Raw genomic sequence first — 24,350 nt, forward strand, 5'->3', positions numbered from 1 at the left:
GCGTTAACACTGGTACTATACAACTATGAAGCAATTAATCTTTATCTTTATATTTTTGCCATAATAATTTATATCTACCTAAAAAACATGAGCGATAAAGTAGAACACACCCCGCCTGCTGAAGATGAATTATATAATAGTTTACTTGATGGCAATAAAGAGTTTGTAGCTTATACCTTAAATTCAGATCCTGAATATTTTGAAAAGCTTGCAAGCGGGCAGTCGCCGCCGGTTTTATGGATAGGTTGTGCTGATAGTCGTGTTCCGGCAAACCAGATCACCAATACAGCCCCGGGGCAAATATTTGTGCACCGCAATATTGCCAACATGGTGATCCATTCGGATATGAATATGCTTTCGGTACTGGATTATGCAGTTAATGTGCTAAAGGTAAAGCATGTTGTGGTTACGGGCCATTATGGCTGCGGTGGCGTGCTTGCGGCAATGTCTAACAACGAGTATGGCCTAATTGATAACTGGCTAAGGCATATAAAAGATGTTTATCGGATACATGCCAAAGAACTTGAGGCTATAACTGATACGGACAAGCGCTATGACCGGCTTGTTGAGCTTAATGTAATTGAAAATGCATATAATCTGTGCAAAACATCAATAGTGCAGAATGCCTGGAAAAACGGACAGCCTTTAGGTGTTCATGGCTGGGTGTACAGCCTTAAAACCGGTATAATTACCGATATGAAGGTAAGCACCTATGACAACGCCAATATGGATAATGTGTTTAAGTTCAAGTAGGGGAAGGGAGTCCATAGACCATGGTCGATAGTCCATGGAAATGTCGACGAATAGGCAGTTCCCTTATAAGCACAGTCGATAATCCATGGACCATGGACTATCGACTATGGACTCTCCTCAGATTTCTTTCGCTAAAAACGGGTATCTGTAATCCTTAGGCGGATCAAAGGTTTCTTTTATGGTACGCGGAGATACCCAGCGCAACAGGTTTATCATTGAACCGGCTTTATCATCGGTACCTGACCCCCTGGCACCACCAAATGGCTGCTGACCAACTACAGCCCCGGTTGGTTTATCATTAATATAAAAGTTTCCGGCTGCGTTGCGTAAATGATGTGTTGCCCTGGCAATAGCATACCTGTCCTGTGATATAATTGAGCCTGTTAAGGCATAGATGGAAGTTTTGTCAACGATATCCAGGATCTCATCAAACTTGCCATCTTCATATACATAAATAGTAAGCACGGGGCCAAAAAGCTCTTCGCACATGGTTACATAGTATGGATCATCAACCCTTAATACGGTAGGTTCAACAAACCAGCCCTTGGTTTTATCATAACCGCCACCGGCAACTATTTCAACATTTTCATCGGCCTTTGCAGCATCAATATAGCTTGCTAGCTTATCAAATGATGCTTCGGTAATAACGGCATTAATAAAGTTTTCAAAATCTTCAACCGGGCCTATTTTAAACGAGGTAATATCGCGCTTCATATTTGCTTTTACAGCAGGCCATAATGAGGCGGGAACATATGCCCTTGAGGCAGCGGAACATTTTTGTCCCTGGTATTCAAATGCGCCACGAACAAGTGCCGTGCTCACAACATCAGCATTAGCGCTTGGATGTGCCAAAACAAAGTCTTTACCACCTGTTTCGCCCACTATGCGCGGATATGTTTTGTATTTATGAATGTTGGTGCCAATAGTTTGCCAGATATTCTGGAACACTTTGGTTGAACCTGTAAAATGGATCCCTGCAAAATCAGGGTGGTTAAATATTACGTCGCCGGCAACGGGTCCATCCACATAAATAAGGTTGATAACACCGGCAGGCATACCTGCTTCAATAAATACCTGCATCAATACATTTGCTGCATAAATTTGTGTGTAGGCTGGTTTCCAAACCACTACGTTACCCATCATTGCTGCTGATGTTGGCAGGTTACCTGCAATAGCAGTAAAGTTAAAGGGGGTTAAAGCAAATACAAAACCTTCAAGCGGGCGCTGTTCTACCCGGTTCCAAACACCTTTGCCTGATATTGGCGGCTGTTGCTTGTAGATCTCCGTCATGTACTCTACGTTAAAACGCAGAAAATCGATCAGCTCACAGGCAGCATCAATTTCGGCCTGGTAAGCATTTTTTGATTGGCCAAGCATGGTAGCCGCGTTTACTTTTGAGCGGTACGGGCCGGCAAGCAACTCGGCAGCTTTTAAAAATATGGCTGCACGTTGTTCCCATGGCAGATCTTCCCAATCGGCTTTTGCAGCAAGGGCTGCATCAATGGCCGCGGTTACATGGCTTGCATCACCTTCAGAAAAAGTGGCCAGCACGTGTTTATGATCGTGCGGCGGACGGATCTCCAGTTTTTTGCCGGTAAATACTTCCTTGCCGCCAATATACATGGGTATATCAATTTTTTTGGCCCGTGCTTCGTTCAATGCAGCTTTAAGCGCTGCGCGTTCCACACTGCGCGGACCGTAATTTAATACAGGTTCGTTCTGCGGTGGCGGAACGTTAAAAAATCCTTTAAGCATATGTTGTCAGTTACTACGCTGCAAATATAAGAATTGATGTGCAGATTTTTGATGTGCGAGCGGGCAGATTACGCTGGTTTGACAGTGCGGGTTGATGTGTGGATTACGGATGTGTGGGTGTGCGGATGAAGGAGTGTATTATATAGTCATCCGTCATGGCGAGGAACGAAGCCAACTCTGCATAGGACAATCATGAACCTAAAAACATATGGTGACCTAAAAGCTTAATAATTTTATGGTCACCATATGTTTTCTCCTGTCTGATTTGCAAGCTCAAAGTTTGCTTCGTTCAATGACGCGAAAGATTGCAATTGATTTTTAATGGAATTTATTTACCTATGCCTGTCATTCTTCGGATACCCTTCCTCGTCCAGGTCAGTACGATCATCTTCAGGGGTATGGCCCAGCGCCTTATCAGCTGCGTCAAGCTCTACAATATCACCATCATCAATATGCATGCCTAATTTATCCACATCTGTTTCTAACGATTCATTGGGGATGTACTCCTCACCGGCATCGTAAGGGTTTGCCTCATCATAGCTTGAATTCATATCCTCGCCGTTTTTTACCGAGGTATTATATGGATCGGCGTGCTGATATTCCGGATCGTCGCTTTTTACATCATATTCAAAGCTATCCTCATCAGCATTATAATTAAGGTCTTCTTTGTCAATAGTTTCGCCTAATTCATCTTTTAATGTGCGGTCCCTGTCTTCGCCTTCACTATCAAAAACAGGATCAAAGGTGTCTATATTCATGGGTTTTGTATTTAGCTTTGCGTTGTCATAAAAGTTGCAGGGGTTATATTGGTTGTAAATGTTTGATGTTTATATCCAACTTTCAGTAATTCAATATTTATAAACTCAATTCAACTTAATCAACCCAATCTAACTTAATCAACCCCCTAATAAGTAATTTGTTTTCGGTATGATATGGCTGCCTCACCAATGGCAAATTTTACACCTAAAGTAAATTGCGATAGCACATCTTTTTTACCACCGGCTGCAAAACCATCAAGGCCGTCACTTAACATATAGTTGTAACCATAACCAACATCTATTTTAACGCTGGGCTGCGAATAAGTATTGTAAAGTTTAAATTCATAACCAATCCGTAAAGGAATAAAGGGGCCTTTGCTTTTATCGTCGCCACCGGTATAAAACCCTGGCACTTGTTGCGAATAACGGCTTATCTGTGTTATGTTATTGCGTACAACCCCAATACCTGCCGATACATATAAATTTTTAAGCGCGTTATTTAACTTACTGTTAGAATAATCCAGAAACTCGCCAAATTGCAGCTGTCCGCGAAATATAAAGGCCACAAAATCATTATTAAAATACCTGCCTGATTTGGTAAGAACCGAATCGCCGCCACGTAGCTTTCCTAATTGAGCTTCAAAAACAAAATTAGTAAAAGGTGTGGCGTTATAGGTGAAATTAAAATTGATAGAAGGCATGGTGATCAGCGTTTCTGCATCGCCATAAACCTTGTTAAAACCAACCGAGGTGCCTATTTCATATTGTGCGTAGTTATACCCAACCTGGGCTTTTGCAATAAATGCGAAATAACAAAAAAGTAGTGTTAGCAGTGTTGTTTTTAGTATTGGTTTTATCATAATTTAAACAGCAGCACTTTAATAAAAGTTTAACCAAGGGTTGATTTATATATTTTATAAAAATAGCATCTAACTTTATAAAAACGGCATTTCGGTTGAATAAAAGTTTATTGAGTTGATTGGGTTAAACTAAGTTGAACGGTTGATTAAGTTAGACTAAGTTGAATGGTTGCTTGGGTTGAATGAGTTATTGAATGTTGTAACATTATTTTGACATTTAGATTATCCGGACAGAATTAACTACTCACTTAATCAACCACCCACTTAATCAACTATTTTATATATTTGAAGCCATTAAAAAAATAATAGTATCAAAAATGTCGAAAATTAAAGTAGAAAATCCTGTTGTTGAACTGGACGGCGATGAAATGACCCGTATAATATGGAAATTTATTAAGGATAAGCTGATAATTCCTTACCTGGATCTGGATATTAAGTACTATGATCTTGGTATTGAGTATCGTGATGAAACTAACGACCAGGTTACCATTGATGCTGCAAACGCCATTAAACAATATGGTGTAGGTATTAAATGTGCAACTATCACGCCTGATGAAGAGCGTGTAAAGGAGTTTAATTTGAAACAGATGTGGAAATCGCCAAACGGTACTATCCGTAATATATTGGATGGTACGGTTTTCCGTGAACCTATTGTTATGGCTAATGTTCCGCGTTTGGTGCCTAACTGGACTGCCCCGATATGTATCGGCCGTCATGCTTTTGGCGATCAGTACCGTGCAACCGATTTTGTAACTAAAGGTAAAGGTAAGTTAACTATTAAGTTTACTCCTGAGGATGGCGGAGCAGAGCAATCATTTGAAGTTTACAATTTTAAAGGTGATGGCGTGGCCCTTGCCATGTATAATACTGACGAATCAATAAAAGGATTTGCGCGTGCCTGCTTTAATCAGGCGTTGCTAAAAAAATGGCCTTTATACCTGTCAACCAAAAATACCATCCTTAAAAAATACGATGGCCGCTTTAAAGATATTTTCCAGGAGATCTATGAGCAGGAATTTAAGCTTGAGTTTGAAGCAAACCAATTAACTTATGAGCACCGGCTTATTGACGACATGGTTGCATCTGCATTGAAATGGCATGGTAACTTTGTATGGGCGTGTAAAAACTATGACGGCGACGTACAGAGCGACACTGTTGCGCAAGGCTTTGGCTCATTAGGCTTAATGACCTCAACCCTGGTTACACCGGACGGAACCGTTATGGAAGCAGAGGCTGCACACGGGACGGTTACCCGCCACTACCGCGAACACCAAGCAGGTAAGCCAACCTCAACCAACCCAATTGCATCAATTTTTGCATGGACCCGTGGTTTAGAATTCCGTGGTTTACTGGATAATAACCATGAGCTGATAAAATTCTGTAAAGCGCTTGAAGAGGTTTGTATTGAAACTGTTGAAAGCGGTAAAATGACCAAAGATTTGGCCATCACCATAAAACCAAAAGTGGAGCACGGTAAAGATTACTTATATACCGAAGAGTTTTTAGCAGCTATTGACGAGAATTTGAAAAAGAAGCTGGGTAAGTAGAACCTGGTTTAGCGTAGAGACGCAACACTTTGCGTCTCCTATGTGAATATTAAAAGTCCGTATAGAGATATGCGGACTTTTTTTGTGAGAATTTAGCTACTTTTGATCTATGCTTCGTCTAAATGAAATAAAGGAAATAATATCAAGCTTTAAGCCAGAGATGGAAAGCAAATATTTCGTTTCATCGATTGGCCTTTTTGGATCAGTCGTGCGGGATGATTTTAATAACAACAGCGATATTGATATCATTGTTGATTTTAATGGCAAAATAGGAATCGAATTTGTGACCCTTGCAGATGAACTCGAACGAAAGCTTAATCATAAAGTTGATCTTGTTTCGAGAGGCGGCATTAAGCAAAAATATTTTAATGTAATTGAGCCCGAAATAGTTTATGTCTGAGCGCCATCCCAAACTGCTATTAGAAGACATACTTGAAAGTGCCGAAAAGATTATAAGCTATACAGCAGCGCTAACCTATGATGAATTTGTAGCAGATAGTAAAACCATTGATGCTGTAGTAAGAAACTTCGAAATTATAGGTGAAGCGGCAAATCGCTTACCTGATGAAGTAAAGAATAATAACCAGGAAATTGATTGGCATAAAATAAGGGGTTTAAGAAATAGAATAGTTCACAATTATTTTGGTATAAACTATTATATAATCTGGGCTATCATAGAAGATTATTTGAATCCATTAATTGGTCAAATTAGTGCCTTGTTGAATCAACGCCAATACAGATAACTATTCTTACGAAATACCAAACGTCTGGAATATCGAAAAATTAACTTATCTCTCGATAACTTTAGTTTATTTTTTTTCATTAAATATTTAACTGATAACTTAGCGGCTCAAATTTCTACATTATGTCAGCATTGTATCCATTAAAATTCAAAACCATATATAAGGACAAGATTTGGGGCGGTAATAAAATAAAAACCTACCTGCACAAAGATTTTGGTTCATTACCAAACTGCGGCGAAACCTGGGAGATCTCGGGTGTGAAATCGGATGTTTCGGTAGTTGCCAATGGTGCGCTTGAGGGTGAGTCGCTGGCTGAATTGCTTGAAAAGTTTAAAGGCGAGCTGGTAGGCGAAAAGGTATATGCACATTTCGGCAATATTTTCCCTTTGCTGATAAAATTTATTGATGCCAATGAGGATCTTTCCATTCAGGTGCACCCAAATGATGAACTGGCCAAAAAACGGCATAATTCATTCGGTAAAACCGAGATGTGGTATGTGATACAGGCTGATCCTGGTTCGACATTAATTGCCGGGTTTAACAAAGAGCTTACGCAACAGGAGTATCTTGATAAATTCAACAGCGGCCATTTAACGGATGTTTTGAATAAGGAAGATGTAAAAGCAGGTGATGTTTTCTTTTTACCGGCAGGCCGTGTACACACTATTGGTAAAGGATTGCTGATAGCCGAAATTCAGCAAACATCAGACATTACCTATCGCATTTATGATTTTGACCGGGTTGATGATAAAGGAAACAAACGCGAGCTCCATACCGAAGAAGCCCTTGCAGCTATCGATTATAAACATTATCCTGAGTACAAAACCAGATATCAGCCTGAAAAAAATGAAACGGTTAAGCTGGTAAGCTGCCCTTATTTTACCACTAACCTGCTCGATTTTACAACCGGCACAACCAAAGATTACAGCAACCTCGATTCGTTTGTGATTTATGTTTGTGTTGAGGGTGAGTTTACCGTTAAAACGAATGGTGACGAATACCCGGTAAAAATGGGCGATTGTATCTTGTTGCCGAAGACAATTAGTAATGTGCAGTTAGAAACCACTACAGGTTTCAAGATCCTGGAAAGTTATATTGAATAACAACTGTAGGGGCGTATTGCATACGCCCTATTGTATTTTGCATAATAATAACGTTTGTGTTAGTGGAATTGCTGAACGGGACGCGGATTAACGCGGGCGAGGGCGTAAGCATTACGCCCCTACAGAAGGTCACACCAACCTAATTGTAAACTTCGTACCCACATTAACGGTACTATCAACCTTAATTGTTCCGCCCATTGATTCTACCTGGTTGCGGGTGATGAACAGGCCAATACCTTTTGCATCGGTATTTTGGTGGAAGGTTTTATACATGCCGAACACCTTATCGCCAAAACGTTCCATATCAATGCCGATACCATTGTCCTCAAACAACATGTATATATGGCTGTGATCTTTTATGGTGCGGCAGGTAATTACCGGCTGTCTGTCTGTATGGCGGTATTTCAGGGCGTTGGTAAGCAGGTTTTGGAAGATACTTTCAAGATAGGCCGGGATATATTCAATTACCGGGCATTGTGTAAAATCGTATTCAATTTTTGCAGCGGTGGCTTCCACATTGCTTTGCAGGGCCGAAACCACATTTTTAAATACATCTTCAAATTCAATCGCTTTCCGTTCCTTGTCAATATCCGTGTGGATCATAACAATTTCGTTAAGATGCTCAACGGTAGTGCTAAGGCTGCTGCTTATTGATTTGATATGCGCAAAAACTTCGGCCCTGTCTTCGACGGATTCGCTTTCCTCGTGCAAATTTACCATGAATTGTAAATTGCCGGAATGCGAACGCAGGTTGTGCGACACGATATAGGCGAAATTTTGCAGCCGCTTATTGTGATCGTTTAATGAATTGATAGACGACTGAAGCGTAAGCCCTTTCTTTTTAATGCTGTCAATATCCTGCAATATGCCCCTAATAGTGATGCATTTGCCATAATCATCAATAATAGGCAAACCTTTGGCCCGCACCCATATTACATTGTTTTTGGCAGATCTGAAAAGCAACTCAAGGTCATAGGGTTTGCAGAATTTTATGGCATTCTCAATAGCCTCGTTTATAAGGAGCCGGTATTGTGGTTCAAAAAAGCTAACGGCTTCTTCAATGCTTAATTTAAGCTGATCATTTAACTCGTAAATATCGAACGCCTCTTTTGAAAGCCATAAGCTCATGGTAGGCACATCAATTTCAAAGCCGCTTATTTTGGCAATGGTACCTGTTTCGTTAAAATGAAAATCGTTTTGTGCCGAGCGTAAACCCAGTATTTTTGATTTGTTGATGTTTATAAGGGAACCGGTAAATTTTGGCACCCCGTTATCTTCCCATTTTTTTGTGACGCTTTCAAACCATTGATAACCGGAATTTTTGGTTAAAAGCCTTATTTGAACGGTATTGGACTGGTCCTGGCTGCGTGAGTGAATAGCTTTTAAAAAAATGGGTTTATCATAATGGTAAAGCAGATCTTCAAGAAAAGAATTATAGGAACACTCGATCTCTCCGGGCTTATAACCCAAAATGGTATAAAATCCGGCAGACCACTTAACCTGTTTAGTGTTAACGTTGTACTCCCAGATCCCCGCATTTAATTGATCAAGGATTTGAGCAAGATGGGATGCATCATCAGAATAAAAGTTGTTCCCGTCCACAATACTCATATTAATATCCGACTCATTGTATTTTAATCAGTAGCTACAGGGCTCGTAATAGAAAATTCTATGCCAAAAAACAGATATGAGCAAAACTGTAAGCCAGTCTATTACGAAAACCATCCTAAAATGGTTGGCAATTATATGAAAAATGTTATGACGATAAATAATTTGAGGGGCTAAAAACGTAAAAGTTAATTATTACTTATAGCTGGTTTGCCTGATAGTTCATTTAGGGCATTTGAGGCTATCCACTTAGCCGGCTTGCTGTTTTGCAATAAGATCCGGTGAGCAGCTTCTATTGCATGGATCCTTAAATTGTTGTTTCTTTTGCCTGTTTGCCGTAGTGCCCAGTTAACCGCCTTCTTTACAAAATTGCGGTTATCCCAGGCTTCGCGTTCCATAACAGGAAAAAAGGGCATAAATGCCTCGTCGGGGGCTTTTTTGTTGTGGACGGCGAATTCAGCCATCAGCACGAACCCAGCCCGCTTTATAAATTCTTCTTCGCTGGCTGAATATTCTAAAGCTTTGCTAATGGCGAATGTTGTTCTGTCAAGCAAGTTACCGCATACCTGGTCGCAAACATCCCACGAGTTGAAGTCTTTTACCCATTCGTCGGCATGTTTTTCAGTAAATAGCTTTGGATCGGCTATCATTGAGGCAAGCAGCCGGGCCTCATGAATTTTAATTTTCCACAGGGCCAGGGCCAGGGCATGATCGGTTTTAATAACCTTCGCTATCTTCCTCAATTCGGGGAGGGGGATACCCAAAGCATACCTGTCATCAATCCCGAAACGCTTCATGCCGGCAAGGTATTTGACGTTTGATTTTTGTTTAAGGAGATCGGCAACTTCTTCGATAGTCATTATAAAATAAATAAGCCGGGGCAAAGCCCGGCTTGAAAGTAGTTAATCAAATCTGATAATTAAATTCCGCGTTCAACATTCCGGAATCCGCATTTTAAAAAATCCGAAATCGAAAATCCGACTTCCGAATTCCTTACAAATTTCCTCTCAGCTCCTGCTCCCTTTCAATGGCCTCAAAAAGCGCTTTGAAGTTGCCGGCGCCAAAGGATTTTGCGCCTTTGCGCTGAATGATCTCGAAGAACAAAGTAGGCCTGTCTTCAACCGGTTTGGTGAAGATCTGCAGCAGGTATCCTTCATCATCACGATCAACCAGGATGCCCAGTTTTTTCAATGGTCCAAGGTCTTCGTCAATATGGCCAACGCGATCTGTCAGGTCATCATAATAAGTAGTAGGCACGGTTAAAAACTCAATACCACGACTTTGCAGGGTGGTAACTGTTTTAACAATATCATCAGTAGCCAGGGCCAGGTGCTGTATGCCTTCGCCTTCATAAAATTCAAGATATTCTTCAATCTGCGATTTCTTTTTACCCTCTGCAGGCTCATTTATCGGGAACTTAACAAAACCGTTCCCGTTGCTCATTACCTTACTCATAAGGGCCGAGTATTCTGTGGAGATCATTTTATCATCAAAGGTTAAAATGTTTTTGAAACCCATAATTTCTTCATAAAAATTCACCCACTCATTCATCTTGTGCCAGCCCACATTCCCTACACAATGATCAATATGTAACAATCCTGTTTCGGTTGGTTTATAGTTGGATTCCATTTTTTCAAAACATGGCAAAAACGCCCCGGTATAGTTTTTCCGCTCCACAAAAAGGTGCACGGTTTCCCCGTATAACTTTATCCCGCTGGTACGTACTTCACCATGCTCATCGGTCATAGTTTTTGGTTGCTGATAAGGTGTTGCCCCGCGGCTAACGGTTTGCTCAAACGCATCATAAGCATCATCAACCGATAACGCAAGGATCTTTACGCCGTCACCGTGCTTTTTAATATGCTCGGCAATGGGATGGTCTGAATGCAGCGGGGTTGTTAAAACCAGGCGGATCTTACCCTGCTGTAAAACGTACGATACCCTGTCGCGAACTCCGGTTTCCGGGCCGGCATAAGCCAGGTTTTGAAAACCGAATGCGGTTTTATAATAAAAGGCAGCCTGCTTGGCATTGCCCACATAAAATTCAACATGATCTGTACCGTTAAGCGGTAAAAAATCAGCCGTTATTTGTTCTTTATCTTTGGTTAGTGTTTCCATTTTTTTAATTAGTGAATTGGTGATTGAGTGAATTAGTGATTAATAGGGCTTTCGCCTTTCAGCTTTTACCTTTAGCCTTTCACCTCAACTCACCCAGCTTCTATAATAATTTTCGTCTTCAATTTTTACTGCATCTTCTGTAAGCATTAGCGGGCGGAATGGGTCTATCATTACAGCCAGCTCATCGGTTGATTCTTTGCCTATCGACTTCTCTACCGTGCCGGGATGAGGGCCGTGAGGGATGCCGCCCGGATGCAGGGTTATTTGTCCTTTAACCACGCTTTTACGGCTCATAAAATCACCATCTACATAATATAACAACTCATCGCTATCCACATTGCTGTGATTGTAAGGAGCCGGGATAGAAAGCGGGTGATAATCGAACTTGCGCGGTACAAACGAGCAGATCACAAAGTTACGTCCCTCAAACGTTTGATGTACCGGCGGTGGTTGGTGCAGGCGGCCGGTTATCGGCTCAAAATCATGAATAGAGAAAGCCCATGGATAATGAAAGCCATCCCAGCCGATAAAATCAAATGGGTGGGTTCCGTAAATGTATGGATAGATGAGCCCTTGCTTTTTGATCAGGATCTTAAAATCGCCTTTTTCATCATTGGTTTTTAAATCGGTTGGTTTTTTTATGTCTCGCTCACAATAAGGCGACTGCTCTGTAAGCTGGCCGTATGCATTGGTATAGCGTTTAGGGATCCTGATAGGGCTAAAGCTTTCTACAATAAACAAACGGTTATCAGGCGTATCAAACTCCATTTGATAGATGGTACCCCGTGGAATTATCAGGTAATCGCCATAAACAAATTTGATGTTTCCGTAGCCCGTTTTTAGCGTCCCGGATCCTTCATGAATAAATACTACTTCATCGGCCTGGCTATTCTTATAAAAATAATCCGTCATTGATTTACGTGGCGCAGCCAGTGAAATGTGCAGATCGCTGTTCACCAGCACCGGCTTACGGCTTTTTAAATAATCATCCTCCGGCTCAATTTTAAAACCTACCAGGCTGGTATGTTTCAGATGCTTTTCGCGGGCTATCTTTGGCTCAACTGAGTATGGCTCGCCAAGCTCTTTTACAAGAGTAGGCGGATAAGCATGATATACCAGCGAATACAGGCTGCTGAAACCCTCGGTTGATACCAGTTCTTCGGCATATAATGTTCCATCGGGCTTACGGAATTGCGTATGCCGCTTCGGTGGAATTGCTCCTAATGTATGATAAACAGGCATGGTTTATTTATGTTGAAATGTTTGACGGTTTTTGTTGTAATGTTGAAAGGTTGCAAAGTTGAAATGTTAGCAACTTGCAGCATATCAGCATTATGAATAAAACGATAGCAAAGCAGAATAGTTTTAAAGCCTGGTGTAATGATTCAACCTTACGCAGTTAAACATTACAACATTTCAACTTTAAAACATTACAACAAACTAATACTGCGCCAATACGATCTTAGCGAGCATAGCATCCCTGAAAGAAGAAGCATCACTCATTGAAGTGAGGCCCAGGGAAAATAGAAAATGCTTTTGTACGCTCATAATTGAATATACAAAGTTAGTTCAATTAAATTGATTTATGCAATAGGGAGGGTAAAAGTCCGGGAGTCTGAAAGTCAGTAAAGTTCGGAAGTCAGAAAGATAAGCGGGGCCTAACATTACAACCTTTAAACATTACAACCTTACAACAACTTTACGTAGCTTTGAAAATACCAAACCAAAATAACCTATGAAGTTAGTATCCTACAAAACTGAAGACAATGAGCATTTGGGTTTTTTTATTAAGGGGCATATCTACAACCTTAACTCCTGCGATAAGCTGATCCCCAATAATATGAATGAGTTTTTATGGGGAGGGAATGAGCTGATGGAACGCGCACAGCGCATTAACGCCGCTATTATTTCAGGGAAGATGGAGGCTAAGGAAGAGTTGTTTTTTGAGATGATAGCACCCGTTCCGCATCCAACATCGTGCAGGGATGCTTATGCTTTCAGGCAGCATGTGGAAACAGCCAGGCGTAATAGAGGGGCGGCTATGATCCCCGAATTTGACCAGTATCCTGTATTTTATTTCACAAATCACAACGCCATACAGGGAATCGGCGGGATAGCCTGTATGCCAGACCATTTCCAAAAGCTTGATTTTGAGCTGGAAGTTGCCGTTGTGCTCAATAAAAAAGCCCGCAACGTTAAGGCAGCCGATGCGGATAGTTTGATTGCAGGTTATATGATTATGAACGATATGAGTGCCCGTACGCTGCAAATGGAAGAAATGCTGCTGAACCTTGGTCCGGCAAAGGGCAAAGATTTTTGTACCGTGATTGGCCCCTGGCTGGTAACACCCGATGAGTTGGAGCAATATAAGATTGCACCTAAGGCCGGGCATACCGGTAATGCTTATAATTTAGAGATGAAATGCGTGGTAAACGGCATTGAGGTATCAAAAGGAAATATGGCAGATATGGAATGGACCTTTGCCGAAATTATTGAACGCTGCGCCTATGGCTGCGATGTGCTGCCCGGCGATGTAATAGGATCAGGAACTGTCGGTACCGGGTGTTTTTTGGAGCTTAACGGAACGGGTTTATTGAACGATCCTAACTATCAGCCCCAATGGCTGCAGCCCGGCGATTTGGTTGAAATGGAGGTAACAGGGCTTGGTATGCTGGGTAATATTATTGAAAAAGCGGATAGTGATTTTTCAATTTTGGGGTTGAAGAAGTTGTAATATTTGAAGGTTGTAAAGTTGAAATGTTAACGGAAAATATCAAGCTTAAAACCAGATAGGTTATACATTTATATTTCATTTATTTTTTTCAGAAATACTATCGCTTCCTTTTGCGCCTGCCGTGCAATGTTAAGGATGCTATCCATCAGCCAAAAATTATGGGTTACGCTTTTAAACCGGTTAAATGACACGGCAATGCCCTGCCTTTTTAATCGCTCTGCATAAAGTTCGGCTTCATCGCGTAAGGGGTCATATTCTGCTGTAAAAATAAGGGTTGGCGGTATATAACTTACATTACCGGTTAATAGCGGCGATGCAAACTCGCTATATGCATCAGCATACGGCCCCAAATAAGTTTTATAACTATTTTGAATCATTTCCCGGGAGGTCATATACCCTTTTTCATATTCACAATAGGATGGGGTATCAAAACGATAGTGTAAGGCCGGGCAGATTAATAGCTGACCCAGCAGGTTAAATCTTCTCTTTTGGCTTACCATGTGGATAAATCCCGCGGCTATGTTCCCGCCGGCATTATCACCGCCAATAACTATTTTTTGATGGTCAATGCCATAATACATTCCTTGTTTTTTAATCCAGTCGATCACCTCGAGTGCCTGGAATAAGGGTGTTGGAAAATTGTGTTCAGGAGCAAGCGCATAATCAACCGATATAACAACATAGTTGCTGCCCTCGGCAAGTGTGCGGCAAACGGAGTCGCTTGTTTCCAGGCTGCCACCAATCCAGTTTCCTCCATGAAAATAAATTAAAACAGGCTTTAAGTCCAAACGGTCTGCATTATAGACCCTTATCTTAAATTCAGGCAAATCATCAGGTATAAATTTTAATTCATGTATCGACATCGACTCCACTTCAGAAAAAGATGCAATCCGTGTAAACTCATCCATCATGTGCCTGAATGCATGGATTTCTGAGGGGATCTTGTAATCAGTATTAAATTTGGTGTTCAGCAGTTCTGAGATCACCGGATGCAACTCTTCTGTTGCAGCAGGAAGTATCTGTTTCATAAATTAAATGGTTAATTGGGGGGCTATAAATGAATTAACCTTGTAAAGGGGCGATGAAATAATAAAAGCGGGTACCGGCAATGAATTGTCAATACCCTGCTTTTATAAAACAATCAAAAAAATAAAAAACTCAGAAAAGAATTTATGAGACCAATTGCAGCTTGGCCAGGTGACCTGAAATCAGGCTTATTTCTTCGCCGCTTAAGCTGCTGTCAATAGCTTTTGCATTGACAATAGCTTGTTCGCTGTTCCGGGCGCCAACAAGGGCAATGGTAATTCCGGGTTGTGCAAGCGTCCATAACAGTACCAATTGGCCAAGCGTAAGATTTTTCTCATCGGCAATGGGCTTGATAAGTTCCAGGAAATCATCGGTACGTTTTAAATTTTCATCTTTAAAAAATGAGATTTCGCTGCGATGATCGCCATCTGAAAATTTATAACCCGGTTTCATTTTGCCTGTCAAAAGCCCGCGTTCCAAAGGGCTATAAGCTAAAATTGATTTGTTGTTTTGCAGGCAATACGGGATTAATTCTTCTTCAATTGAACGTTTCACCATGCTGTAGGGTACCTGGTTAGAAACTACATCAACATATTTCTCAGCCTCGGCCATTTGTTTTGCATCATAGTTGCTTACCCCTGCATACCTAACTTTTCCCTGTTCAATAAGCCTGGCAACGGCTTCCATACTTTCGGCTATGGGTGTTGTTGAATCGGGCCAGTGGATCTGGTACAGATCAATATAATCTGTTCCCAGCCTTTTCAGGCTGTCTTCACATTCCTTAATAATACTTTCTTTGCCGGCATATTTATAAATATCAATATCACTACCATTATTATTTTTACTGCTGAAAGCAAAGTCGCCCTTTTTCAAGTCCCAGCGCATTCCGTATTTGGTAAGGATCTGAACACGATCGCGGGAAATTCCTTTAATAGCCTCCCCAACAATTTCTTCACTGGTTCCCTGCCCGTATATAGGGGCCGTATCAATAGAGGTAACTCCAAGCGAGTAGGAAGCTTTAATAGCATCAATTGCATCTTTTCGTTCTGTTCCACCCCACATCCAACCGCCTGCTGCCCATGCTCCAAAGGTTACTTCAGACAGTTGCAGGTCGGTATTTCCTAATTTTCTATATTTCATTATATGTTATTTTTAATAATTTTTTGTTTACTAATTACAATAAGGTAACTTTACAAATTATCGTAATAATGTCTTATCGTAACGGCAGCAAAGTAACAACAAACAGTGTTTTGTATCAATAACTTATCAAATAGTTAGTTACTCATTAAAAAATTAGCCATGTCAGAAAGAAAGCTCAGTTCCACTAATTTTTATAACCAATCATTTTTGGAAGAAAAATGCGCGCTTAGCGAATTGTTATATTTACTAAGCAAAAGATGGATGACTGAGGTGCTGTTCAGCATTGAAGAAGGCAATACGCGTTTTACCTCTTTAAAAGAAGACCTGGAGCACATCAGCGACCATATCCTTGCCGACCGCTTAAAGATCTTAGAACAACACGAGCTAATAAATAAGTATTACCTGCCCGGCAATCCTCCCCGCACCGAATATGATTTAACCAAGAAAGGGGAAGAATTAAGCGGCTTGCTTGATACTTTATGCAACTTTGCAGAAACGAAATGTCATTTTAATTTTTCGGCTTCAAAAACACTTTAAATTGATGTGTTTGCCAACCTTTGGTTACAGCACTCCCAGTTCAATTAATTTTTCTTTTAGTACAGGTGCCGATGTAAAGTGTATTGAATTTATTCCCAGTTTTTCGGCAGCTAAAATATTACGGTAGTTATCATCAATAAATAAAGCTTCTGCTGCATTCACTTCATGGCGGTCTAACAGAATTTGATAGAACTCCGGCGCGGGCTTACGCATTTTTTCGGCGCCTGATACTACAATGCCATCAAACCAATGCAAAAACTCAAATCGTTCCAATGCAACCGGGAAGGTTTCTGCCGACCAATTGGTTAAGGCGTAAATTTTGTATTTCCCGCTTTCTTTCAGTTCTTTAAAGATCTCAACCGTATCATGAAAAGCATCGCCCAGCATTTCGTCCCAGCGGGTGTAAAAGGCGCGGATCTTGTCCTCGTGTTCCGGAAATTGTTTAACCAGGATCTCGGTACCTTCATGTAACGAGCGGCCTGCATCCTGTTCCTCGTTCCAGTCGGAAGTGGTAACGGTAGCCAGGAAGTTTTTCATTTCTTCCTCATCAGTGAAGATGCTGCGGTACATGTAATGCGGGTTCCAGTCAATTAAAACTGCGCCAAGGTCGAAGATGATGGTGTTGATCATGGAGGTAAAAATAATAAAAAAGCTATTGCCCGGTTTCCGCAGTCCACAAAATATTCACTGCAGATAATTGCTCGTTTTCCAAACGCAAATCATTGTTTATAGCAAAACCGTTTTTTAGGTAAAAGTTTATGGGTGATGGATAAGAATTACCATTTGCTTTAACATCGTTATTATGGTCGATAGCCCAGCCAAATAATTGGGTCTCATTCTTTTTTAATTCATTTAGCAATAGCGTTCCATGGCCTTTGCCATGAAAGGTGCCGGATAACATGATTAAAAAGCACCGCGCAGTTTCAATTGAGAATGTAGCTGCCCAACCGACTATCTCATCGGCATCATTTATCAATAAGTAATGTTTGGGGTTAATGAGGGGATTAATAAATGCATCAAACTCATCCATGCCTGGTATCAGTAAGCGCACCGGGTATTCTGCATTCCAGATCTTTAATGCGGCTTGTTTTTGGTGATTTGAAAGGGTGTGGGTGGTTATTATTTTCATTCAATAAACATTTTAAAGGCCGGCTGTGGAGACACAGCCGGAGGGAGGTCCCGGTGTTTGCGTCCCACAAACACCTCCTCGCTATTCATTCTCAAACAAATACCTTTTAAATCCTTCAAAATCTTTACCCAATGCAGTAGCATGTTTTTCTTTTTTCTCCAATTCTTCCACCTGTTCAGGTATGTCAATTTTTGCGGCAATACTCTTAGGGAAAACATCCGGGAACTTACATGGGTGGGCGGTTGAAAGAAATATGCCTGCTGTATCGGGTTTATAATTATCCTGTTGCCAATCCCTTAAAGCCTGCCAGGCTATTGCTGTATGCGGACAAGCCACATAGTTGTAATTATCATTTATGAATTTTATGGCCTCTAACGTTTCCTCATCATTATAACGATAACCGGTTACCAGCTTTTTAAGCACTTCTATATTATCCTTAAACAAATCGGCTATACGGACCCAGTTGCTTGGGTCGCCGACATCCATCGCGTTTGATAAAGTGGCTACTGATGGTTTTGGCTGATAGACCCCCGTTTTCAAAAACTCGGGAATAGTATCATTGGCGTTGGTGGCAGCTATAAAATGCTCAACAGGCAAACCCATTTTCCAGGCCAATAAGCCTGCGCCTATATTGCCAAAGTTACCGCTTGGCACCGAGAAGATCACCTTGCTGTTCCCCTGCTTTAACAACTGGGCATAAGCATTAAAGTAATAAAAGGTTTGCGGGATAAGCCTTGCTATATTGATTGAATTGGCTGATGTAAGCCTGAATTTTTCATTCAGCTCAGTGTCGGTAAAGGCCTGCTTAACCAGCGCCTGGCAATCATCAAAGGTACCATCAACCTCCGCAGCGCGGATGTTTTGGCCGTTGGTGGTTAACTGTAATTCCTGGATGTCGCTTACTTTTCCTTTTGGGTATAATATGGTAACGCGGGTGTTAGGCACACCTAAAAATCCCAATGCAACGGCGCCGCCTGTATCGCCTGATGTTGCCACCAATACATCCAGTTGTTTTTCATCTTTTTCTAAAAAATAGCTCATTACCCTGCTCATAAAGCGGGCGCCGAAATCTTTAAACGCCAGCGAAGGGCCGTGCCACAGCTCGAGCACAAATATGTTTTCTTCCAGCTTTACAACCGGTGCCAAAAAGCTGATGGCATCATAAATGATGGCTTTCAGATCAGCATCCGGGATATCGTCACCGATAAGATTTTTAGCTACATGGAAAGCAATTTCGGGCAGGGTATACTGATCAATATTATTTAAAAACTTGTCATCCAGCCGCGGAATACTCACCGGCATGTAAAGGCCCTTATCCTGCGGCATGCTGTTAAAAACCGCTTCTTTAAATGATACGCGGGTGGAGGGGTTTTGGGTACTGTATAATTTCATTTCGGAGTTCGGATTTTCGAATTCGGATTTATTTTTTGATTTAGTTATTTAAAACGTGCCGTCATTATAAGGAACGAAGCAAACTCTGAACTATGCAGATCATGAACCTATTAGTTATGTGGACCTAGCAGCGGCTATTAGATCCCGGCGACATTACGGTTCGTTGATTGTCCTACGTAGAGGTTGCTTCGTTCCTCGCAATGACGCACGGGCCTGAGTTTTTTACCTTTCAGCGTCGCCTTTTAGCTTTCGCCTCTTCCGCACATCACAAAACTCTCGGCCCTTTATCATTAATAGTTGATACATAGCTGTTGCTGCCAATATGAATCCCTGTTAAGTGCTGCTGCAGTTTTTGGGTGATGCGATTGGCAGTGTCTTCATCGCGGGTAAAGGCGAAAACTGACGGGCCGGAGCCGCTGATACCAAAACTTACTGCGCCAAGTTCCATCGCCATTTCCCGCATCTTATAAAAATCGGGGATCAGCATGGAGCGCACAGGCTCAACTAAAATATCCTTCATGCTGCGGCCTATCAGGTCGATGTCGTTCATAAACAAGCCGCTTACCAGGCCTGCAATATTACCCCATTGAGTAACGGCGTCCTTCATTTGGATGTTTTTGCGGATGATCTGCCGGGCCTCGCGGGTGGGTACATCAACATCCGGGAAAACAATGGCACAATATAATCCGGCAGGGTGGGGAAGGCGAACAACATCCAGGGGCTCATAGCTTCTTATCAGCACAAATCCACCAAAAAGGGCAGGGGCCACGTTATCCGCATGGCCATGACCGCAAGCCATTTCCTCGCCTTTCATAGCAAAGGGCAATAGCTTCGCCGGATCGGCATCATCCCCCAATAAAGTCTTGATAGCAAACAAACCCGCCACCGTGCTTGCCGAACTGGAACCCAATCCGCTGCCGATAGGCATTTTCTTGTGCAGCTCAATATCCAACCCGATATCAGTACGGCCAATGCTGTTCAAATAATGCTGTACACTCACACTTACCGTGTTTTTAGCCGGATCAAGCGGTAAACGGCCATCATCGCCGGTGATTTTGCTGATGGTGATGCCCGGTTTATTAGTTACCCGCATTATTACCTCATCCCCCGGTTCATTAACGGCAAAGCCCAGTACATCAAAGCCGCAAACCACGTTGGCAACTGTTGCGGGGGCAAAAACCGAAAGCGAAGCCCCCCGGCCCCCTAAAGGAGGAGAAATGGCGGAGAGGCTTTTTGTTTTTTGTATGTTATCTTCCATATTTATCAACTTTTGTTCCCCTTTAGGGGGTTAGGGGGGCTTGGCTTATGCACCTACATTTATCAAGTCAGCAAATACGCCTGCCGCTGTCACTTCAGCCCCTGCGCCGGGCCCCTTTACTACCAGCGGGCGTTCTTTGTACCTGTCGGTGGTAAAGGATATAATATTATCACTGCCCGATAAAGTTGAGAATGGATGGCTTTCATCAACCATTTGCAGGGTGATCTCAGCCTGGCCATTTTCCAGCTTACCTATATAACGCAATACTTTATTATCCTTTTCCGCCTGCTGTTTTAGGCGGGTAAAATGAGCATCTTCACTTTTTAACGCTGCGTAAAAGTCTTCAACAGTTTTAGCCGCTAAGCAAGCTGCTGGTAAAACGCTTTCAATTTGTACATCAGCCTCCTCCAGAGCATAACCGGCATCGCGGGCAAGGATCAGCATTTTGCGCATAAAATCTTTTCCGCTTAAGTCATCGCGCGGATCAGGTTCAGTATAACCTTTTTCCTGGGCCTCTTTTACCACATCGTGAAAGTTGGCATCGCCCTTAAAATTATTAAATATAAAAGAAATAGTGCCTGATAGAATGGCCTCAATTTTTGCAACCCTGTCGCCGCTGTTCATCAGATCCTTAAGGGTACGGATGATAGGCAGGCCCGCGCCTACATTCGTTTCGTAAAAAAAATCAACCCCGTGCTGTTGAGCGGTATCATGGAAAGTTTTATACTGGCTATATGAAGCTGAGTTACCTATTTTATTACAGGTAATAACAGAAATATTCGATTTAAAAACCTGTTCATAAACCTCAACCGGTTTGGGACTGGCTGTGTTATCAATAAATACACAGTTTGGGAGGTTCATGCTTTTCATACGGGCAACAAACTCCTGCAGGTCGGCAGTTTCATGCGATGCCTGCAGTTCCTCCTGCCAGTTATCTAATGAGATACCGTCTGTATTAAAGATCATTTTTCGGGTATTGCTGATGCCCGCAATTTTTACCTGGATCCCGTTATGGTCCTGCAAGTAAGCGCTGTGTGCATTCAGTTGTTTAAACAGGGTTTGGCCAATGTTGCCGGTACCCAAACAAAAGGCATGCAGCGTTTTGGTGAGTTGGGTAAAAAAACCATCGTGCACGGCATTCAATGCTTTAGCAAGGTCGCGGGCAGAAATGATAACCGAGATATTATATTCTGATGATCCCTGCGCGATTGCCCTCACATTAACGCCATTACGGCCCAGCGCATGGAACAACTTGCCCGATACGCCGGGTGTTTGTTTCATATTTTCGCCAACTATGGCAATAATTGCCAGATTTTGCTCAATAACCACATCATCCAGTTTTTTGGCAAGCAGTTCCAGCTCAAATTCCTGTTCTATCAGTTTTCGTGCTTTTTCGGTGTCATCCGGCTGAACTGCGAAAGTGATGCTGTGCTCGGATGATGATTGGGTTATCAATATGATATTGATCTGTTCCCTCGCCAGCAAAGAAAACAACCGGCCGCTAAAGCCCGATTTTCCCACCATTCCGCTGCCTTCCAGGTTCAGGATGCTGATGTTATTAATAGATGAAATCCCTTTTATAGGCAGGTTCGATGGCTTGCAATCGTGACGGATCACTGTCCCTTCAAATTCAGGCTCAAAAGTGTTTTTTATAACGATAGGGATCTTCTTTAAAAATGCAGGGATCATAGTCGGCGGATAGATCACCTTTGCCCCAAAATAAGAAAGCTCCATCGCTTCGGTATAAGTAAGCTCAGGCAGTGAAAATGCCTTTTTTACCATGCGCGGATCGGCGGTCATCATCCCGTTAACATCTGTCCAGATCTGGATCTCCTGTGCATTTAATGCCGAGCCAAATATGGCAGCGGTATAATCACTTCCTCCACGGCCGAGGGTAGTTACTTGTCCCAATTCGTTGGCAGCAATAAACCCGGTTACAAAAAGGACTTTATCGCTGTGTTCCTGCTGAAAACCGCGAATCAGTAATTCTGTTAGCTCCATATTAACCTTAGCCTGCCCAAATGAGCTATCGGTTTTTATCAGTTCTGAGGCATCAACACAATGCGCTTCCGGGAAATGCTGTGCGGCAATTTTACAGATCATCAGGGTTGAGCAGCGTTCTCCAAAACTAAGCACCTGATCGCTGGTTTTAGGAGTGAGTTCCCTAAGGGTAAGTACACCATGTAACAGATCTTCCAGCTGGTTAAGGAAGATCTTAAGGCGGGTAAAGGCCGGATTTTGATTTTGAATGGTAAGCAGGCTTTTTACCACATCAAAGTGGCGTTTTTCCAGATCGGCTAACGACGCGGTAAAATCAACTCCGTTTGCAGCGCCTTCTGCCATTAATAGCAGCAGGTTAGTTACCCCGCTCATTGCCGAGAGCACTATTATTGGTCTTTCTTTGTTTTCAATTTCACCCTTTACAATATTTAATAAGGTTTGGATGCTTTGAACTGACCCTACGGAAGTACCGCCAAATTTTAAAATTTTCATTATCGGTTATTAAAAAAAAACGCCTTCCTCTTTTCGGAGGTAGGCGCTCATTTGGTTTTTATGTTTTTTACACCATACGATTATCTTCCTCCGTGTTTTATGCCGGTGGTAGTAATTGTTGTTGATGTGGTGTTGTTAATTGTCATATATATTATGTCTGTAAAGTAAGTAGATATTTTTTTAATAAACAAGAGTAAATGAAAATAATATAACTGTTTGTAAAAAAGTACCTATACATTTGATTTTTTATAACACATATGACGATTATATCAGTTGATAAAAACGAGCAACAACCAAATGCTAAACAGTTAGCTATCGAAGTTGAGCTGTTAAAATCTTTTGACCCGGATGAAGAATTAAAAAAGGAATTTGAAACGGCTTCGCTACATGATCTTCAAAAAAATGAGCAGGCATCTTAAATGCAATTTTAATTTTTAATGCAGGGATTAATCACAAAATCAACCGGAAGCTGGTACCAGGTTCAAACACCCGAAGGGCAACGGATAGATTGCCGGATAAAAGGGAAGTTCAGAACCAAAGGGATCACTACTACTAACCCATTGGCAGTAGGGGATATAGTTGACTTTGAAATGGAGCCCGACCAGGAAACCGGCGTGATCACCAATTTACAGCAGCGTAAAAATTATATCATCCGCAAATCCATCAACCTGTCAAAGCAAGGGCAGATCATTGCAGCCAACCTCGACCAGGCCATGCTGGTGGTTACCCTGGCATCGCCCCGGACCTCCTTAGGTTTTATTGATCGTTTTTTAGTAACTGCCGAAGCTTATGACATCCCCGCAAAACTTGTTTTTAATAAGCTTGATCTTTTCAGCGATGAAGGTTTAGAGATCTTAGCTGATTATAAAGCGGTGTACGAAAAGATAGGTTATCCCTGCTATGAAGTTTCGGCTTTGGAAGGTACCAACATCAGCCAGGTGCAGGACATCTTAAAAGATAAAGTAACCTTGTTCTCCGGTCATTCAGGTGTGGGTAAATCAAGCCTGATAAATGCTTTGCTGCCCGACCTCGACCTGCGGACCAACCAGGTATCTGACTGGAGCGACAAAGGCATGCACACCACCACCTTTGCCGAAATGTTTGAACTGCCGCAGGGCGGATTCATCATTGATACCCCCGGCATCCGCGAGCTTGGCGTTATCGACATAGAAAAACAGGAGCTAAGCCATTTCTTCCCCGAAATGCGTTCGCGGATGAATCAATGCCGTTTTAATAATTGCCGCCACATAAATGAGCCGGGCTGCGCAGTTTTAGAAGCATTGGAAGAAGGCGAAATTGAGCTATCGCGGTACGAAAGCTATTTGAGCATTTATAATGGAAATGATACGAGGGCGTAGGTAGTGGTCAGAGGTTGGAGATTAGAGATTAGTTAGAA

General features: G+C 42.0%; 23 protein-coding genes. 9 read left to right on the forward strand and 14 right to left on the reverse strand.

The window, feature by feature from the left end; translation table 11 throughout:
• Positions 1-87: 87 nt before the first annotated feature.
• The gene (locus JWQ54_RS04170; RefSeq protein ID WP_299580662.1) at positions 88-753 is read left to right on the forward strand and encodes a carbonic anhydrase; all 666 of its coding nucleotides are present in this window, start codon (positions 88-90) and stop codon (positions 751-753) included.
• A 117-nt stretch (positions 754-870) separates the two neighbouring features.
• Here JWQ54_RS04170 and pruA read toward each other — a convergent pair whose 3' ends face one another.
• The 3 genes from pruA to JWQ54_RS04185 form a co-directional block, all read right to left on the reverse strand.
• The gene (pruA, locus tag JWQ54_RS04175; RefSeq protein WP_299580664.1) at positions 871-2,508 is read right to left on the reverse strand and encodes an L-glutamate gamma-semialdehyde dehydrogenase; all 1,638 of its coding nucleotides are present in this window, start codon (positions 2,506-2,508) and stop codon (positions 871-873) included.
• 332 nt (positions 2,509-2,840) lie between these two features.
• On the reverse strand, positions 2,841-3,266 hold the full coding sequence (locus tag JWQ54_RS04180) for a hypothetical protein (RefSeq protein WP_299580667.1): 426 nt from the start codon (positions 3,264-3,266) through the stop codon (positions 2,841-2,843).
• A 146-nt stretch (positions 3,267-3,412) separates the two neighbouring features.
• Positions 3,413-4,126, reverse strand: a complete 714-nt coding sequence (locus JWQ54_RS04185) for a hypothetical protein (RefSeq protein ID WP_299580670.1) — start codon at positions 4,124-4,126, stop codon at positions 3,413-3,415.
• A gap of 317 nt (positions 4,127-4,443) precedes the next feature.
• Here JWQ54_RS04185 and JWQ54_RS04190 point away from each other — a divergent pair, with 317 nt between their 5' ends.
• From JWQ54_RS04190 to JWQ54_RS04205, 4 genes are all read left to right on the forward strand, one after another.
• Positions 4,444-5,673 (forward strand): NADP-dependent isocitrate dehydrogenase, encoded by a 1,230-nt coding sequence (locus JWQ54_RS04190; protein ID WP_299580673.1) that lies wholly within the window; start codon positions 4,444-4,446, stop codon positions 5,671-5,673.
• A gap of 109 nt (positions 5,674-5,782) precedes the next feature.
• Positions 5,783-6,073: a nucleotidyltransferase domain-containing protein gene (locus JWQ54_RS04195; protein WP_299580675.1), complete on the forward strand. Its 291-nt coding sequence runs from the start codon at positions 5,783-5,785 to the stop codon at positions 6,071-6,073.
• The gene (locus tag JWQ54_RS04200; protein ID WP_299580677.1) at positions 6,066-6,416 is read left to right on the forward strand and encodes a DUF86 domain-containing protein; all 351 of its coding nucleotides are present in this window, start codon (positions 6,066-6,068) and stop codon (positions 6,414-6,416) included. The genes JWQ54_RS04195 and JWQ54_RS04200 overlap by 8 nt, the downstream gene beginning before the upstream one ends.
• Positions 6,417-6,538: 122 nt before the next feature.
• Entirely contained in the window at positions 6,539-7,519 is a 981-nt protein-coding gene (locus tag JWQ54_RS04205) for a type I phosphomannose isomerase catalytic subunit (protein ID WP_299580680.1), read from the forward strand.
• 129 nt (positions 7,520-7,648) lie between these two features.
• Here the strand turns inward: JWQ54_RS04205 and JWQ54_RS04210 are convergent, their stop codons facing one another.
• The 4 genes from JWQ54_RS04210 to JWQ54_RS04225 all read right to left on the reverse strand — a co-directional run bounded on the left by JWQ54_RS04210 (position 7,649) and on the right by JWQ54_RS04225 (position 12,487).
• Complete coding sequence (locus JWQ54_RS04210) at positions 7,649-9,130, reverse strand: PAS domain-containing sensor histidine kinase (RefSeq protein ID WP_299580683.1); 1,482 nt, start codon at positions 9,128-9,130, stop codon at positions 7,649-7,651.
• Positions 9,131-9,315: 185 nt separating this feature from the next.
• Positions 9,316-9,987 (reverse strand): DNA alkylation repair protein, encoded by a 672-nt coding sequence (locus JWQ54_RS04215; protein WP_299580686.1) that lies wholly within the window; start codon positions 9,985-9,987, stop codon positions 9,316-9,318.
• Between the two features lie 133 nt (positions 9,988-10,120).
• Positions 10,121-11,245: a 4-hydroxyphenylpyruvate dioxygenase gene (hppD, locus tag JWQ54_RS04220; protein ID WP_299580689.1), complete on the reverse strand. Its 1,125-nt coding sequence runs from the start codon at positions 11,243-11,245 to the stop codon at positions 10,121-10,123.
• Between the two features lie 84 nt (positions 11,246-11,329).
• Entirely contained in the window at positions 11,330-12,487 is a 1,158-nt protein-coding gene (locus JWQ54_RS04225; protein ID WP_299580692.1) for a homogentisate 1,2-dioxygenase, read from the reverse strand.
• A 493-nt stretch (positions 12,488-12,980) separates the two neighbouring features.
• Between JWQ54_RS04225 and JWQ54_RS04230 the strand changes: the two genes are divergently transcribed.
• On the forward strand, positions 12,981-13,979 hold the full coding sequence (locus JWQ54_RS04230; RefSeq protein WP_299580695.1) for a fumarylacetoacetate hydrolase family protein: 999 nt from the start codon (positions 12,981-12,983) through the stop codon (positions 13,977-13,979).
• A gap of 68 nt (positions 13,980-14,047) precedes the next feature.
• Here JWQ54_RS04230 and JWQ54_RS04235 read toward each other — a convergent pair whose 3' ends face one another.
• Together JWQ54_RS04235 and JWQ54_RS04240 are read right to left on the reverse strand one after the other, a co-directional pair.
• Positions 14,048-15,007: an alpha/beta hydrolase gene (locus JWQ54_RS04235; RefSeq protein WP_299580698.1), complete on the reverse strand. Its 960-nt coding sequence runs from the start codon at positions 15,005-15,007 to the stop codon at positions 14,048-14,050.
• 142 nt (positions 15,008-15,149) lie between these two features.
• Complete coding sequence (locus JWQ54_RS04240) at positions 15,150-16,145, reverse strand: aldo/keto reductase (protein ID WP_299580701.1); 996 nt, start codon at positions 16,143-16,145, stop codon at positions 15,150-15,152.
• A 159-nt stretch (positions 16,146-16,304) separates the two neighbouring features.
• Between JWQ54_RS04240 and JWQ54_RS04245 the strand changes: the two genes are divergently transcribed.
• Positions 16,305-16,682, forward strand: coding sequence for a helix-turn-helix domain-containing protein (locus JWQ54_RS04245; protein ID WP_299580704.1), 378 nt, complete (start codon positions 16,305-16,307; stop codon positions 16,680-16,682).
• Between the two features lie 24 nt (positions 16,683-16,706).
• Here JWQ54_RS04245 and JWQ54_RS04250 read toward each other — a convergent pair whose 3' ends face one another.
• From JWQ54_RS04250 to thrA, 5 genes are all read right to left on the reverse strand, one after another.
• Entirely contained in the window at positions 16,707-17,312 is a 606-nt protein-coding gene (locus JWQ54_RS04250) for an HAD family hydrolase (RefSeq protein ID WP_299580707.1), read from the reverse strand.
• A gap of 22 nt (positions 17,313-17,334) precedes the next feature.
• Positions 17,335-17,811, reverse strand: coding sequence for a GNAT family N-acetyltransferase (locus tag JWQ54_RS04255; RefSeq protein WP_299580710.1), 477 nt, complete (start codon positions 17,809-17,811; stop codon positions 17,335-17,337).
• Between the two features lie 81 nt (positions 17,812-17,892).
• A complete protein-coding gene (thrC, locus tag JWQ54_RS04260) occupies positions 17,893-19,203 on the reverse strand; it encodes a threonine synthase (protein ID WP_299580713.1) in 1,311 nt (436 codons plus the stop codon).
• Positions 19,204-19,468: 265 nt separating this feature from the next.
• The gene (locus tag JWQ54_RS04265) at positions 19,469-20,461 is read right to left on the reverse strand and encodes a homoserine kinase (RefSeq protein ID WP_299580716.1); all 993 of its coding nucleotides are present in this window, start codon (positions 20,459-20,461) and stop codon (positions 19,469-19,471) included.
• A gap of 45 nt (positions 20,462-20,506) precedes the next feature.
• Positions 20,507-22,954, reverse strand: a complete 2,448-nt coding sequence (gene thrA / locus JWQ54_RS04270; protein WP_299580719.1) for a bifunctional aspartate kinase/homoserine dehydrogenase I — start codon at positions 22,952-22,954, stop codon at positions 20,507-20,509.
• Between the two features lie 257 nt (positions 22,955-23,211).
• On the opposite strand from thrA, the gene JWQ54_RS04275 reads away from it, so the two are divergent.
• Together JWQ54_RS04275 and rsgA are read left to right on the forward strand one after the other, a co-directional pair.
• The gene (locus JWQ54_RS04275) at positions 23,212-23,373 is read left to right on the forward strand and encodes a hypothetical protein (RefSeq protein WP_299580722.1); all 162 of its coding nucleotides are present in this window, start codon (positions 23,212-23,214) and stop codon (positions 23,371-23,373) included.
• A gap of 18 nt (positions 23,374-23,391) precedes the next feature.
• Positions 23,392-24,312: a ribosome small subunit-dependent GTPase A gene (gene rsgA, locus JWQ54_RS04280; protein WP_299580725.1), complete on the forward strand. Its 921-nt coding sequence runs from the start codon at positions 23,392-23,394 to the stop codon at positions 24,310-24,312.
• Positions 24,313-24,350: the final 38 nt, after the last annotated feature.

The organism is Mucilaginibacter sp., from assembly GCF_028288225.1.
GTDB lineage: Bacteria > Bacteroidota > Bacteroidia > Sphingobacteriales > Sphingobacteriaceae > Mucilaginibacter.

What these genes read in the sequence shown, in the direction of transcription:
- JWQ54_RS04170 (WP_299580662.1), top strand. Translation starts at nt 88, where the DNA reads ATGAGCGATAAAGTAGAACACACCCCGCCTGCTGAAGATGAATTATAT.
- pruA (WP_299580664.1), bottom strand. Translation starts at nt 2,508, where the DNA reads ATGCTTAAAGGATTTTTTAACGTTCCGCCACCGCAGAACGAACCTGTA.
- JWQ54_RS04180 (WP_299580667.1), bottom strand. Translation starts at nt 3,266, where the DNA reads ATGAATATAGACACCTTTGATCCTGTTTTTGATAGTGAAGGCGAAGAC.
- JWQ54_RS04185 (WP_299580670.1), bottom strand. Translation starts at nt 4,126, where the DNA reads ATGATAAAACCAATACTAAAAACAACACTGCTAACACTACTTTTTTGT.
- JWQ54_RS04190 (WP_299580673.1), top strand. Translation starts at nt 4,444, where the DNA reads ATGTCGAAAATTAAAGTAGAAAATCCTGTTGTTGAACTGGACGGCGAT.
- JWQ54_RS04195 (WP_299580675.1), top strand. Translation starts at nt 5,783, where the DNA reads ATGCTTCGTCTAAATGAAATAAAGGAAATAATATCAAGCTTTAAGCCA.
- JWQ54_RS04200 (WP_299580677.1), top strand. Translation starts at nt 6,066, where the DNA reads ATGTCTGAGCGCCATCCCAAACTGCTATTAGAAGACATACTTGAAAGT.
- JWQ54_RS04205 (WP_299580680.1), top strand. Translation starts at nt 6,539, where the DNA reads ATGTCAGCATTGTATCCATTAAAATTCAAAACCATATATAAGGACAAG.
- JWQ54_RS04210 (WP_299580683.1), bottom strand. Translation starts at nt 9,130, where the DNA reads ATGAGTATTGTGGACGGGAACAACTTTTATTCTGATGATGCATCCCAT.
- JWQ54_RS04215 (WP_299580686.1), bottom strand. Translation starts at nt 9,987, where the DNA reads ATGACTATCGAAGAAGTTGCCGATCTCCTTAAACAAAAATCAAACGTC.
- hppD (WP_299580689.1), bottom strand. Translation starts at nt 11,245, where the DNA reads ATGGAAACACTAACCAAAGATAAAGAACAAATAACGGCTGATTTTTTA.
- JWQ54_RS04225 (WP_299580692.1), bottom strand. Translation starts at nt 12,487, where the DNA reads ATGCCTGTTTATCATACATTAGGAGCAATTCCACCGAAGCGGCATACG.
- JWQ54_RS04230 (WP_299580695.1), top strand. Translation starts at nt 12,981, where the DNA reads ATGAAGTTAGTATCCTACAAAACTGAAGACAATGAGCATTTGGGTTTT.
- JWQ54_RS04235 (WP_299580698.1), bottom strand. Translation starts at nt 15,007, where the DNA reads ATGAAACAGATACTTCCTGCTGCAACAGAAGAGTTGCATCCGGTGATC.
- JWQ54_RS04240 (WP_299580701.1), bottom strand. Translation starts at nt 16,145, where the DNA reads ATGAAATATAGAAAATTAGGAAATACCGACCTGCAACTGTCTGAAGTA.
- JWQ54_RS04245 (WP_299580704.1), top strand. Translation starts at nt 16,305, where the DNA reads ATGTCAGAAAGAAAGCTCAGTTCCACTAATTTTTATAACCAATCATTT.
- JWQ54_RS04250 (WP_299580707.1), bottom strand. Translation starts at nt 17,312, where the DNA reads ATGATCAACACCATCATCTTCGACCTTGGCGCAGTTTTAATTGACTGG.
- JWQ54_RS04255 (WP_299580710.1), bottom strand. Translation starts at nt 17,811, where the DNA reads ATGAAAATAATAACCACCCACACCCTTTCAAATCACCAAAAACAAGCC.
- thrC (WP_299580713.1), bottom strand. Translation starts at nt 19,203, where the DNA reads ATGAAATTATACAGTACCCAAAACCCCTCCACCCGCGTATCATTTAAA.
- JWQ54_RS04265 (WP_299580716.1), bottom strand. Translation starts at nt 20,461, where the DNA reads ATGGAAGATAACATACAAAAAACAAAAAGCCTCTCCGCCATTTCTCCT.
- thrA (WP_299580719.1), bottom strand. Translation starts at nt 22,954, where the DNA reads ATGAAAATTTTAAAATTTGGCGGTACTTCCGTAGGGTCAGTTCAAAGC.
- JWQ54_RS04275 (WP_299580722.1), top strand. Translation starts at nt 23,212, where the DNA reads ATGACGATTATATCAGTTGATAAAAACGAGCAACAACCAAATGCTAAA.
- rsgA (WP_299580725.1), top strand. Translation starts at nt 23,392, where the DNA reads ATGCAGGGATTAATCACAAAATCAACCGGAAGCTGGTACCAGGTTCAA.